We start from the raw sequence: 12,642 nt of genomic DNA on the forward strand, positions 1-12,642 counted from the left end.
GCGAAAGCGCTTACGCATGCGCTTCCGTACCGCTGATCGCCCTCCCCTCTGCAGTGCCGCCCCGGGGAGGAGCGCGACACCACACCGGCACGACACCACACGACGATGACGTTGAGAGGTCTCTGATGCAGAAGCGAAACACACGGTCGACGAGCGCGCACCGGCGAACGGATGCCGTACCACCGGGCGGGAGGCGCCACCGGAGAGCCGGGGCGGCCGCCATCGCCGCGGCCATGATCGGCACGCTGCTCGCCGCCACCCCCGCGACGGCCGATGCCACGTTCCCCGAGGTGATCGACTTCGAGGGCTACGAGCGCACGGCGCTGAACGGGCAGGACGGGTGGACGGCATCCGCTGCTCCCCGCGTCGTCGCCGATCCGCTCAACGGCAACAACCAGGTCGTCGAGTCGGTCGGCGGCGGGCAGCAGGCGTTCCGCGAGATCCCGGCGATCGCCGACGGAACGACCGGCACCCTGTTCTTCCGCTTCCTGCGCACGGGCAGCGTCGACACCTCGTTCGGCCTGACCGACGTCGACGCCCCGAACGACTACACGCACAGCCGCGCATACGTGAACAACCAGAACGACGACGTGCTGCGCGTCCGCGACGGCAACGCGTTCAAGTCCGCCGGCGTCTGGTCGCGTGACGCCTGGCAGTGCGTCTGGATCGTCGCCGACAACGCCACCGACAAGGTCGCCGTCTACAGCCAGGGCGGCGCCTACGACGAGATCACCCGCCTGCCCGAGGGTACCGAGCAGCAGTTCGGCTTCCGTCAGGCCGTGAACGGCGACCTCGACCGGTTCTTCTGGAAGAACGGCGCCACCAGCACCGGGCGACTGCTGCTCGACGACGTCGCGGTCGACACGACGGGGGAGAACCTCGCGATCGCCACCGGGAACGAGGGCGACTGTGCTCCCGGGGAGACGCCCGCCGAGCCGCTGCTGAACCCGCTGCCCGACCCCGAGCTCTCGAGCCTGGGCATCGAGGTCACCGAGCTCGCCCAGCTGCCCGAGTCGACGACGACCCCGGCCACGCAGGACCCGCGTCTGGTTCGGCACAACCGCATCACGCACCTCGACGAGGTCCCCGACGACTCGGGCCGCCTGATGGTGCCGGACAACAACGCGATCCTGTACCTCGTCGACAAGGCGACGGGCGAGTACGTGCCGTACCTCAACGTGCGTGACGAGTTCGTCGACAACTTCCACAACAGCGCAGGGCTGGGCACCGGACTCGGCGCGGCCGAGTTCCACCCGGACTTCGCCGAGAACGGACTCTTCTACACCGTGCACACCGAGGGCGGCACGGCGCTCACCGAGGACACCCCGGACTTCCCGGCCTACGGAAACACGCAGTTCCACAGCGTGATCACCGAGTGGACGGCATCCGACCCCTCGGCGGAGACGTTCTCCGGCACGCACCGCGAGGTCATGCGCATCCCCTTCGGCGGACGCGTGCACACGGTGCAGCAGATCGCGTTCAACCCGACGGCCGCCGAGGGCACCGCCGAGCACGGCATCCTGTACATCCTCGTCGGCGACGGCGGTAACGGCGTCGGAAACGGCAACCCGCAGGATCTCGCCACCCCGCAGGGCAAGGTGCTGCGCATCGACCCGACCGGTGACGACAGCGAGAACGGCGCATACGGCATCCCCGCCGACAATCCGTTCCTCGACGACGCGGACGCGCTGCCCGAGATCTACGCGGTGGGTCTGCGCGACCCGCACCGCATCAGCTGGGATCCCGAGGGCGACCACACCATGTACCTCGCCCACATCGGCGAGTGGCAGGTCGAGTCGATCTACGCCGTCGAGCCGGGCGACAACTTCGGCTGGTCGGTGCGCGAGGGCTCGTTCCTCGCCGAGAACCGGCAGATCTTCCCGCTGCCCGAGAACGACGCCGAGTTCGGCTTCACCTACCCGGTCGCCGCCTACGACCACAACCGCGACCCCGGCCAGACCGGTGACGCGGGCGTGGCCGTGAACGGCGGCTTCGTCTACCACGGTGACATCGAGGCGCTGCAGGGCCGGTACCTGTTCACCGATCTGGTGCGCGGATGGGTGCTCTCGACGCAGGCCGACGAGATGGTCCGCAACGCGGGCGACATCGACGATCTCGCCACGATCGAGCAGCTGCGCGTGTTCGAGGACGGCGAGGAGACCACCTTCCAGGAGCTGGTGGGCGACACGCGCGTCGATCTGCGCTTCGGATCGGATGCCGACGGGGAGCTGTACCTCGTCTCGAAGGCGAACGGCAAGATCTGGAAGGTCACCGGTGCCCGCGAGGCGGGCCCGTCGTCGCCGTTCGTGCTGCCGGAGCTGGCGCCGAACGTCGTCACCCACCACGACTTCGATCACCCGGGCGCCGACCCGACGGTCGAGGTCGACCAGGGGCGCTCGGGCACCGACATCGCGCTGATCAACGGCGGCGTCGAGCAGCGAGTCGCCGACCGGGCGTACCCGGGGGCGGGCAAGGCGCTGCAGACGCAGCAGATGAGCCCGACCACGGCCTCGAACGACGACTGGAAGGCCGGGGTCTACGACGCCGCGGGCGTCGACACGCTCGGTGACTTCGCCGGTGCCGAGGAGATCTCGGTGATGGGCTGGTTCAAGCCCACCGGCGATCATCCGGCGCTGAACTCCGGCACCGCCAACCCCGACGACGTCTACAACGCGATCGGTCTCGCGGGCGTGCTCACCGGCACTTCCGACGGCCATGCGGTGCGCGCGCTGCTCGAGGTCATCACGGTCGACGGCGAGCTCAAGCTCGTCGCCCTCGGTCGCCGGGTCGACGGGGCGGGGTCGTGGACGTTCGCGGCCGACCTGCCGTGGGACGAGATCCTGAAGAAGGGGCAGTGGGTGCATCTCGCCGCCACCTTCGACTTCGCCGGCGGCGAGATGAAGCTGTACATGAACGGCGAGGAACTCGCCGGGCGGTACACCGCGGCGAACCCGTGGGGTGGGGGCGCGACGAGCGACACCACGCCCGCGGGCATCAAGATCGGCGGCAGCTTCCCGCAGAACACGCGCGAGGCCAACCCGTTCCACGGTCGCATGGACGACGTGATGCTGCTCGACACGGTGCCGACCGCCGAGCAGATCGCGGCGCAGTACGCGCTCTACGCGGTTCCGCCCGTCGAACCTCCGGCACCCGCCGCCTGCACGCCGGACGGGCAGGTGATCACCGACGTGATGGGTGAGGAGAACTGGGCACCGCGCACGCCGGCGAAGTGGGACTTCCCCGGCGATCAGATCGTGCTCACCGAGGCGGGCACGAACCCGAACGACGGCATCCGTCGTCCCTTCGAGTACGCCGTGCTGAATGAGGGGCCCGAGCTCGGGTCGTTCGACCTCTCGGCCCAGGTGCGCATCGACGAGAAGGCGTCGGTCAACAACCGCGACGTCATCATCGTGTTCGGGTGGAAGTCCGACACGGAGTACTCGTACGTGCACCTGTCGAAGGACAACACGATCTACCCGCACAACGGCATCTTCACCGTGAACAACGCCGACCGCGTGCGGGTCGACGATCAGTGGGACGGCACGGTCGGCGCCCCGCCGGCGATCACCGACGAGGAGTGGCACGACGTGCGCGTGGTGCGCTGCGACACGGGTGAGGTGGCCGTCTACCTCGACGGACTCGACACCCCGCTGCTCACCGCGACCGACACCACGTTCCCCGAGGGGCGGGTGGGCTTCGGCTCGTTCGACAACTTCGGGCGCCTGCGCGACCTGACGGTCACGGCGGCTGCGACCGACACCACGGCTCCGGCCGTGACGGTCAAGACGGATGCCGGGGCGACGGTGGGCCGTGACGGCGTCTACTCGAAGGTCTCGTTCAAGCTGCACGACGAGGGGCTGGTCGCAGGCCTCGCGCTCAACGGCGTCGAGAAGGACGTGACGGATGCCGCCTGGTCCGACCTCAACGGTGTGAAGCCCGGGGTGTTCGGCGCGGTGGAGGGCGCGAACACCCTGGTCGTGCGCGACGCGGCGGGCAACGAGACGACCGTGCGGTTCACGCTCGACGTCACGCCGCCCACCGTCACGGCCAAGACCGGCTCCGCGTTCACGATCGGCGCCGACGGCGTCTTCTCGAAGGTGTCGTTCAAACTGAACGACGCCTTCAAGATCGACCGCGTGACGGTGAACGACACCGGCACCGACCTGAGCGACAACGTCTGGTCGGATCTGAACAACGTGAAGCCCGGGTCGTTCGGAGCGGTGCTCGGCGAGAACGTGCTCACCGTGCACGACGTGGCGGGCAACGCGACGGAGGTGAGGTTCACGCTCGTGCCGTAGCCGCGGCATCCGTTCGGGAGGCCTCCTGGATCTTCCGGAGGCCTCCCGAATCTTCCGGCGTATGGGCATTCCTCTCCATCGCGCGGGAATCGGCCCCCCGATACGGTTCTCGGAGGCTCGCCGGACGCGGTGAGCGGTGACGAAGCGGGGGCGACATGCAGGATTCATCGACGACGCGGCGGATGTTCGGGCCCGCGCGGGCGGTGTCTCTCGCGTTCGGAGATCCCTCTCCGCTGCTCGCATACGCCGTACCGTCGGCACTGGCCGCCGTGGTCGCCGGAGGCGTCGCGACCACGGTGGCGGCCGATGACCTGTCGATCGTGAACCACGCTCCCGCCCTCGTGGCCGCGAGCCCGAGTGCGTTCGTGGGCGCTGCCGCGTTCACCGTCGTCCTGGCTCTCGCCCAGGCCTTCGGCCTCACCGCCGCGACCTCCGCGCTTCTCGCCCGCGTCGACGGTCGCCGTCTCTCGGCGCGAGCAGCGTGGGCTCGCGCCGCTCGGCGTCCGGGCGCCGTGGCGATCGCAGCGGCGGTCTCCCTCGTCGCGGCGAGCGTGCTCCTGCTGGTCTCGATCCTCCTGAGCGTCCAGCCCGTGCTGGGCATCGTCGCCGCGATCGTGCTGCTCATCGCCGTCATCGTGCTCGCCCCGCTGGCGCTCGCGTGGCCGCTGCTCGTCGCGGGCACGCATCCGATCGGCGCCGCGCTCGCGGCAGGATGGCGGTCACCGCGGGCGTTCCAGGGGCGCGCGGCCGAGCCGCTCGGTAGTCCGCGCTTCGCCCTCGTCTTCACCGCCGTGTCGACCGGGATCATCGTGCTGGTCACCGGGTGGCTGGCGTCGACGCTCCCGCCCGGCTGGTGGACTCCGGTCGTGACCGCGGGGCTGGCGCTGGTCTCCACCGCCGTGGTCCAGGTGCTCCTGTCTGCGGTCGCGGTGCGCGGGGCCGCGCTGCGCTCCGACGCGCCACTCACCCCGGACGAGGGGGCGGTGGGTGCGGAGCGGTCACCCGCGCGCACCGGCCGCGGCGGGATGCTGCCCGGCGTGGCCGTCCTCCTGGCTCCCGCGGTCCTCGCGGGTGCGCTGGTCGCGCTGAATCCGTGGCAGGTCCCGGCGTTCGCCGCCGCCGACGTGCACCGTGTGTGGACGTCGCCGCAGATCGTCGGGTGGCAGGGCGGCAGCGTGCTGCTCTCGCGTCTCGGCGGCGAGGACGCGACGGTGCGTGCGTGCGACGACGACGCGTGCGGTCCCGTTCGGGAGATGGCGTCGATCCTCCCGTCCGCGATCGCGAGCGCCGACGACGGCGGGGTGCTCTCGGCGTCGTGGATACCGGTCGAGGGTGCCGGCGATTCCTCCGGCAGCTTCGAACTGCGCGTGACCCACAGCTCCACGGAGCAACTCGCGGAATGGTCGACGATGTCCGGGGCGAGCGGATCGGACGACGCACCGGAGCGCGGTCTGCCGGGTGAGGTGCGGACGCTCTCGAGCGTCGAGGCCGTGTTCGAGGGTGGGGACTCCGTCTTCGCGCGCAGCAACGAGTCCCGCATGGCGGTGGCCGTCGACTCTCGCGGTGCGCTGCCCGTGATCGCCTCGGTCATCCGCCCGCCGGGGAGTGGCGACGACGCCACGCTGGCGCTGGACTTCTGCGCGGATGCCGAATGCTCGAGCAGTGCCCGCACCGAGCTCTCGGTCGAGTGGGCCCTGAGCACGACGAATGCGACCACGCTCGACGTCGTGGCCGCGGAGGACGGCGGATCCGCCGCCGTGACGCTCGTGCAGCGCGAGGCCGACGGATACGGGAGTCCGCTCCGTCTCCTGACCGCGACGGTCGACGGCGCGTGGACCGTCGAGACGCTGGATGCGTCGGGTGGGGATGCGTCGGGTGGGGATGCGACGGCGGACCAGGCCCAGCACGACTTCGACTTCGCCTACGGCGCCCAGGTGGAGCGCGGAGCCGATGGATCCCCCGTGATCCTGTCGCGTGCCCGGGGGAGTGACGTGTTGCGGCTCTTCTCGTGCGCAGACGAAGTGTGCGCCGATGCCGTGGTCACGGAAGTCGCGCAGCACCTCGCCTTCCTGCACATTCCCGCCTTCGTGATCGACACGAGCGGGCGCCCGCTCATCGGCACGATCGACCGCGACGCGAACGTCGCGCTCGTCTCGTGCGACGACGAGGCGTGCCGCGATCGCACGGCGGTCCCGCTCACGGGCCTCGGTCCCTCGGGTGCCGGATCCACCGGCGGATTCGCTCTCTCCGTCGACGACCGGGATCGTCCGCTCCTCGCGGTCGGTGCGCGTCGGTCGGCGTCGACCGCGCCGAGCTCGTTCGAGGGGACGATCCTCACGTGCGCAGCGGCGCGGTGCGGGGGGTCCTGAGGACGCTGCGGTGGTTCCTCACGCTGCGACGGTCGGCGCGCCCCTCCGCTCCACCCGAGTCCAGGCGAGAAGCGCACCGGCGAGGACGCCGCCGACTCCGCCGAGGACCATGTCGCCGATCGTGTCCTGGTAGGTGACGAAGATGTCGTCGCTGAGGAAGGCCCATCCCACCCACTCGATCATCTCCCACACCGCGCTGATGGCGAGGGCGAGCAGGGGCAGCATCACGAGCGGCGTGCGCGGTCGCACCCCGGCGTCGCGGGTGAGTGCGGCGACCCCGGTGCGCTCGATCACGACGGCCAGCACGATCGCGAGCACGCCGGTGCACACGCCATGCAGGAGCAGATCCCACCCCGTGATCGTGCGGTAGAGGTCGAGGACGTTGCTCCACGCGGCGACCAGCACCACGACGCACGTCACGACGTCGAACCAGGGCCGCAGTCCGAGCATCCGCGGCAGCATGAGGGCGGGCAGCGTGAGGGCGGCGATGCCCGCATCGGTGGGCTTCAGCCACACCGCCGCGGCGATCACCGCCAGCACCCCCACGACGCGCAGGCCGTCGGCCGCCCATTCCGCCGCGGTGCGCGGCGGGCGTAGGAAGTCTTCCTTCATCGTGTCGTTCTCCTCGCACTGCTCGCGTCGACGGCGCCGACGCGGATCACCGCCTGCACCGCGAGGTGGTCGGACGGATGCACCCCGTCGAAGGTGCACGCGTTCGCCCCCACCGCGCGCACCTGCACGCCGGGTGTGACCGCGATCGCGTCGATGCGGCGCCCGACCCGGGGGCGTCGGTAATGCGTGTAGGTCCCCCACTGCGGGGAGAGGTGCACGTCGGCGACGGCCCGGGCATCGGTCAGCCGTTCTCCGTCGAACAGCGCGCGCACCGAGGCCGAGCGGACATCGGCGTTGAGATCGCCCGTCACGACGGCGGGGATGCCCCGCTCCTGGACGAAGGCGGCGATGTCCGCGGCCGATCGGCGCCGCGATCGCCGCGAGAACGGGTCGAGGTGCGTGTTCACGGCGAGCAGGCGCGCTCCGGTCGAGCGGTCGACGAACTCGGCCCACACGGCGATGCGCGGGATGGCGTTGCCCCACCCGGTCGACCCCGGCACGTCGGGGCGGTCGGACAGCGCCCGCTGGCCGCCGTCGACGAGCTGCAGGCGCGTGCCGTCGTAGAGCAGCGGCGTGCCCTCTCCCGTTCCCCCGCGTCCGCGTCCGCGTCCCAGCGACCGGTAGCCGTCGCCGAGCGCTCTCCGGATCGACGGCATCACGCGGGGCAGCGCCTCCTGCAGCCCCAGTAGCGTCGGGCGCTCCGAGGCGAGGAGCGCATGCACGGCGGGAGCACGCGTGCTCCAGCGATCGGCGCGCGCGATCAGCGGCCCCTCCATCGCGCGGCGCACGTTGAGCGTCATCACGTGCAGCTCCGGCGGGGCGGTCGGGCCGATGAGCGTCGCGTCGGCGTTCATCGGCGGCTCCCGCGGAGCGACGACGTGCGTCGGCGGGTGCGATGGGCGAGCATCCGTCCCCACCGCAGCGGCGGGAAGTCGTGCGGCCAGTGCACGAGCACGCTGCGCATGCCGCGGTGCACGCGCCGGCCGAAGTGGCCGCCGGTGAACGGGCGCATCGACATGCCCATCGACAGTCCGGGGAGCGCGCGGATGCGGTGTCTCTCGCCGAGGTGGAAGGCGAGGTCGAGGTCATCGTGCACCTCGGGGTCCTGGCGGTGCACCTCGTCGCGCACCGCGAGCCAGGCGTCGCGGCGGAATGCGAGGTTCGAACCGAACAGGGGGCGGTGTCCGAGCGCCAGCCCGGTCACGGCCGCGTAGGCGCCGAGGTACAGCGCGGCCAGGGGAGCGCGGAGAGCGCTCGGGCCGTCGGTGAAGTGCGCCCGACCGGTGAACGCGGCGACGTCGTGCGCGGCGGCGAAAGCGCGCGAGACCTCGTCCACCCATCCCGCGCCCGGGACGCAGTCGGCATCCAGGCGAAGGATCAGATCGCCGGTCGCCGCGTCGTACCCGGCGGCCGCGGCGGCGCCGATGCCGGGGTCGGCGCAGGTGATCACGCGGGCACCGGCCGCGCGGGCGACGACGGCGGATGCGTCGCTGGATGCGTTGTCGACCACGACGATCTCGTCCGCCTGCGTCGTCTGACCGGCGAGGGCGGCGAGGCAGAGGGCGAGGAGATCCGCGTCGTCCTTCACCGGGATCACGATCGAGGTGGTCAGCGTGCGCGGCGGTTGCATCGGTTCCCGTCTCCCGTGGTGCCGATCGTCGTCGAGATCCTCGGCGTGATCGTCTCGTCCCACGGTAGGCGGGCGGCGCGGAGTGGCGCATCGGGTTGACGCCCGCCGATCCCGCCGCTATCGGGCACCGCCATCGGGAACCGCCATCGGGAATACGGAGGGGCCGACGCCTCTTGACTCCCGGTGTGAGTCTTTTCGATCCCGCCGTCTTCGGTGCCCTGAACCTGTCCAACCGCGTCGTCATGGCGCCGCTGACCCGCACGCGCGCAGATGACGCCGGCGTGCCCACCGACACGATGGTGGAGTACTACCGCCAGCGCGCGGGCCAGGGCCTGATCATCAGTGAGGGTGTGTGGCCCGCGGCCGAGGGCAAGTCGTACCCCGGTCAGCCGGGCGTCGTGACGCCCGCCCAGATCGAGGGCTGGCGTCGGGTCGCCGACGCCGTGCACGCGGCCGGCGGCACGATCGTCATGCAGCTCATGCACGGCGGACGCGTCTCGCACCCGCTCATCTCGGGCGAGGACCGTGTCGTCGGCCCCAGTGCGCTCGCCGCTCCGGGCCAGACCCGCACGCCCGAGGGCAAGGTCGACCTGCCCGTCGCGCACGCGCTGACCCTCGACGAGATCCCCGTGGTCATCGAGCAGTTCGCCCAGGCGGCGCGCAACGCGATCGCGGCCGGCTTCGACGGGGTCGAGGTGCACGGCGCCAACGGCTACCTCGTGCACGAGTTCCTCTCGCCGGTGTCGAACGTGCGCGACGACTCCTACGGCGGATCCCCCGAGAACCGTGCGCGCTTCGCCGTCGAGGTGACCCGCGCCGTCGCCGCGGCGGTGGGCGCGGAGCGCACCGGCATCCGTCTCTCTCCCCAGCACAACATCCAGGGCGTGCTCGAAGAGGACGACGCCGACGTGCGGGCGACCTACACCGCCGTCGCGAACGGTCTCGCCGCCCTCGGACTCGCGTTCGTCGACGTGCTCAACGCCGACCCGCGCGCCGATCTGGTGCAGGCGATCCGGGCGGCGTCGAAGGCCCCGCTCATCGTCAACTCCGGTTTCGCGACCCCGACCACGCGCGAGGAGGCCGTGGAACTCGTCGACGAGGGATGGGCGGATGCCGTGGCCGCCGGGCGCCCCGTGATCGCCAACCCCGATCTCGTCGAGCGCTGGCGCACGCGCGCCGAGCTCAACGAGCCCCGCCCCGAGCTGTTCTACGGTTCGACCGCCGAGGGCTACACCGACTACCCGTCGCTCGAGGACTCGCGCTCGGAGGCCTGACGCGCGCACGTCGAGGCCCGGCGGCATCCCGCTCGCTGTTTCGAGGCCCGACGGCATCCGGCGCTGTTTCTTGGCCCGACGGCATCCGGAAATGCATCGATCGGTGCGAAACGTCGATTCTGGGGACTGGAAGTCGACATTTCGCACCGATCGATGCGCTCGGAAGAGGGCGCGCGAGGGGTGGGGAGACCGTCAGACGATCGCCGCGCGCAGCGCTGCCGCCGCGTCGCCGACGTTGTCGGCGCTGTAGATCGCGCTGCCGGCGACGGCGACCTGCGCACCGGATGCCTGCACCGCGGCGATGCTCGACGCATTCACGCCACCCGCGACCGAGAACGCGACGCCGGATGCCGCGCCGTCGGTGAGGAGGCTGTCGAGGGAGTAGCCCTCCTGCGCCTGCTCGTCGAGGCCGGCGTGCATCTCGACGAACTCCGCGCCGAGGCCGATGACCTGCTGGGCGCGGGCGGCCTTGTCGGCGACGCCGATCAGGTCCACGACGATGCCCTTTCCGTGCTTCTTCGCGGCCTTCACGGCGCCGGCGATGGTGCTGTCGTCGGCGGCGCCGAGCACGGTCACGAGGTCGGCGCCCGCGCCGAAGGCGATGTCGGCCTCGAGCTCGCCGGCATCCATCGTCTTGAGGTCGGCGAAGATGACCTTGTCGGGGTGCGCCTCCTTGAGCGCGGTGATCGCCGACAGGCCCTCGCTCTTGATGAGGGGCGTGCCGAGCTCGAGGATGTCGACGTGCGCCGCGGCGGCCGCGGCCAGCTCCAGGGCCTTCTCGGTGCTGAGGGTGTCGATGGCGAACTGCAGTTTCATGGGTGTTCCGTTCTTCTGGGGATGGTTCGAGGGGTGAGGGGCGGTGCGGGTCACTCGAGGTTCGCGTGCCGCGGCCACAGCTCGTCGGCGCTCGATCCCTGGCGCTGCCAGAGCGCGTGGAAGAGCCCGTCGCCGATCACGACGACGATCTGCTCGAACAGGCCGCCCGCGTACTGAGCGGACGCCTCGGCGCTGCGGTCGAGCTTCTGCGCCGCAGGCACCCGCACGCGCACGTCGGCGAGGTCGGAGAGGGGCGACGACTCGGCGGTGGTGATCACGCCGACGCGTGCGCCGATCTCGGAGGCGCGGGTGGCCGCGCGCACGATGGACTCCGTGGTGCCCGAGCCGCTCGCGGTGAGCAGCACGTCGCCCGCCGCGATGGCCGGCGTGGTGGTGTCGCCGACCACGTGCACCTCGAGGCCGAGGTGCATGAGGCGCATCGCCGTCATGCGCAGAGCGAGTCCCGAGCGGCCCGCGCCCATCACGAAGACGCGGTCGGCGTCGGTGAGGAGGGCGGCGAGGTCGTCGAGCTGTCGTGCGTTCGCGACGCTCGTGCGCTCGGCGGCGTGCAGGAGCTCGTTGGCGACGAGGGAGATCGCCGCTCCCGGGGAGATGGTGGCGGTGAGGGGCATGTACCCAGCCTCGCCAGCATCCGATCGTCGGGCGCTCCTGCCTCGGGACCGTTCCCCCTACCTGAAAGGAGGGGGCGGGATAGAGTGGGTGCCCATGAGCGCCACCGACCGCACCGACCGCACCGCGCAGTCCACGTCGCGCCGCCTGACCGCCGATCACTCCCGCGCGCTCGCCGAGCAGCGCGACCGGTACGCGCTCACGCTCGAGTCCCTGCTCGCGACGCTGCGCTCGACCCGCCTCGACGACCGGGCGGCGCGCACGATCGCTGTCGATGTCGCCGCCGGTGCCCTCGTGGGGCTGCGCACTCTGAACGACGAGCAGGGGGCGGGCCTCGAGCCGGTCACCGGGGCGTTCGAACGGCTGCGTGGAGACCTGCGCCCACTCGTGCGGTACAGCGAGCTCGACGTGCAGTTCGTCGAACCGCCCGCCAACGGGCGTGCTCTCCCCGGCGACATCGCGCACTCCGCACGAGCCATCGTGCGCAGCACCGTGCTGGCGATCGTCGACCGCGGCGACACCCGGCGCGTGCGCATCCAGTGGGACTGCGACGGCCTCAACCTGCTCATCGGCATCCGTGACGACGGCCGCGGCGACCTCACCACCCACGACGACACGCTGCGCTCGATCGGCGAGCAGGTGTCGGCCCTCGCCGGCGATTTCTCGGTGTCGGCGACCCCGGGCTGGGGGTCGGAGGTCGGCATCCGCCTGCCCCTCGACCCACCCGCGGATGCCGGCGACCTGCCCGCCGCGATCGACGCCAGTCCCCGTGAGCGCGACGTTCTGCGGCTGATCGCCGCCGGTCGACGCAACCGCGAGATCGCTCACACGCTCAGCGTCAGCGAGAACACCGTGAAGTTCCACGTCTCGAACCTGCTGCGCAAGTCCGGGGCCACCTCGCGGGTCGAGCTCGCGGCGATCGCGCGCGGCTAACCACCCGTTCGGAGGGGTAGACCCGTGCGAACGGGTGGGCGCGTCGGATGCGCGGGATGCCGTGGCCGCGCCGCCACCCC

9 protein-coding genes are annotated in these 12,642 nt (G+C 71.5%); 4 read left to right on the plus strand and 5 right to left on the minus strand.

The window, feature by feature from the left end:
• Positions 1-125 precede the first annotated feature (125 nt).
• Together WFJ97_RS13130 and WFJ97_RS13135 are read left to right on the plus strand one after the other, a co-directional pair.
• On the plus strand, positions 126-4,298 hold the full coding sequence (locus WFJ97_RS13130) for a PQQ-dependent sugar dehydrogenase (protein ID WP_336641814.1): 4,173 nt from the start codon (positions 126-128) through the stop codon (positions 4,296-4,298).
• A 155-nt stretch (positions 4,299-4,453) separates the two neighbouring features.
• On the plus strand, positions 4,454-6,667 hold the full coding sequence (locus tag WFJ97_RS13135; RefSeq protein WP_336641815.1) for a hypothetical protein: 2,214 nt from the start codon (positions 4,454-4,456) through the stop codon (positions 6,665-6,667).
• Positions 6,668-6,685: 18 nt separating this feature from the next.
• Here the strand turns inward: WFJ97_RS13135 and WFJ97_RS13140 are convergent, their stop codons facing one another.
• From WFJ97_RS13140 to WFJ97_RS13150, 3 genes are read right to left on the minus strand one after another with little or no spacing between them, the layout of a single operon-like run.
• A complete protein-coding gene (locus tag WFJ97_RS13140; RefSeq protein WP_336641816.1) occupies positions 6,686-7,279 on the minus strand; it encodes a hypothetical protein in 594 nt (197 codons plus the stop codon).
• Positions 7,276-8,133, minus strand: a complete 858-nt coding sequence (locus tag WFJ97_RS13145) for an endonuclease/exonuclease/phosphatase family protein (protein ID WP_336641817.1) — start codon at positions 8,131-8,133, stop codon at positions 7,276-7,278. Before WFJ97_RS13145 ends, WFJ97_RS13140 begins: the two co-directional genes overlap by 4 nt.
• Entirely contained in the window at positions 8,130-8,909 is a 780-nt protein-coding gene (locus WFJ97_RS13150; RefSeq protein ID WP_336641818.1) for a glycosyltransferase, read from the minus strand. The genes WFJ97_RS13145 and WFJ97_RS13150 overlap by 4 nt, the downstream gene beginning before the upstream one ends.
• Positions 8,910-9,094: 185 nt before the next feature.
• Between WFJ97_RS13150 and WFJ97_RS13155 the strand changes: the two genes are divergently transcribed.
• Positions 9,095-10,183, plus strand: coding sequence for an alkene reductase (locus WFJ97_RS13155; protein WP_336641819.1), 1,089 nt, complete (start codon positions 9,095-9,097; stop codon positions 10,181-10,183).
• Positions 10,184-10,375: 192 nt separating this feature from the next.
• Here WFJ97_RS13155 and hxlA read toward each other — a convergent pair whose 3' ends face one another.
• Together hxlA and hxlB are read right to left on the minus strand one after the other, a co-directional pair.
• Complete coding sequence (hxlA, locus tag WFJ97_RS13160) at positions 10,376-10,999, minus strand: 3-hexulose-6-phosphate synthase (protein ID WP_247624623.1); 624 nt, start codon at positions 10,997-10,999, stop codon at positions 10,376-10,378.
• Between the two features lie 50 nt (positions 11,000-11,049).
• Positions 11,050-11,631 carry a 6-phospho-3-hexuloisomerase gene (gene hxlB, locus WFJ97_RS13165; RefSeq protein ID WP_247624624.1) on the minus strand — a complete coding sequence of 194 codons (582 nt, stop codon included), beginning with the start codon at positions 11,629-11,631 and terminating at the stop codon, positions 11,050-11,052.
• 94 nt (positions 11,632-11,725) lie between these two features.
• Here hxlB and WFJ97_RS13170 point away from each other — a divergent pair, with 94 nt between their 5' ends.
• A complete protein-coding gene (locus WFJ97_RS13170) occupies positions 11,726-12,562 on the plus strand; it encodes a helix-turn-helix transcriptional regulator (RefSeq protein ID WP_336641820.1) in 837 nt (278 codons plus the stop codon).
• Positions 12,563-12,642: the final 80 nt, after the last annotated feature.

The sequence above is a fragment of the Microbacterium sp. USHLN272 genome, from assembly GCF_037149655.1.
Classification (GTDB): domain Bacteria; phylum Actinomycetota; class Actinomycetes; order Actinomycetales; family Microbacteriaceae; genus Microbacterium; species Microbacterium galbinum.

Excerpts from the sequence above, each read along its gene's own strand:
- WFJ97_RS13130 (WP_336641814.1), top strand. The coding sequence starts at position 126 with ATGCAGAAGCGAAACACACGGTCGACGAGCGCGCACCGGCGAACGGAT.
- WFJ97_RS13135 (WP_336641815.1), top strand. The coding sequence starts at position 4,454 with ATGCAGGATTCATCGACGACGCGGCGGATGTTCGGGCCCGCGCGGGCG.
- WFJ97_RS13140 (WP_336641816.1), bottom strand. The coding sequence starts at position 7,279 with ATGAAGGAAGACTTCCTACGCCCGCCGCGCACCGCGGCGGAATGGGCG.
- WFJ97_RS13145 (WP_336641817.1), bottom strand. The coding sequence starts at position 8,133 with ATGAACGCCGACGCGACGCTCATCGGCCCGACCGCCCCGCCGGAGCTG.
- WFJ97_RS13150 (WP_336641818.1), bottom strand. The coding sequence starts at position 8,909 with ATGCAACCGCCGCGCACGCTGACCACCTCGATCGTGATCCCGGTGAAG.
- hxlA (WP_247624623.1), bottom strand. The coding sequence starts at position 10,999 with ATGAAACTGCAGTTCGCCATCGACACCCTCAGCACCGAGAAGGCCCTG.
- hxlB (WP_247624624.1), bottom strand. The coding sequence starts at position 11,631 with ATGCCCCTCACCGCCACCATCTCCCCGGGAGCGGCGATCTCCCTCGTC.
- WFJ97_RS13170 (WP_336641820.1), top strand. The coding sequence starts at position 11,726 with ATGAGCGCCACCGACCGCACCGACCGCACCGCGCAGTCCACGTCGCGC.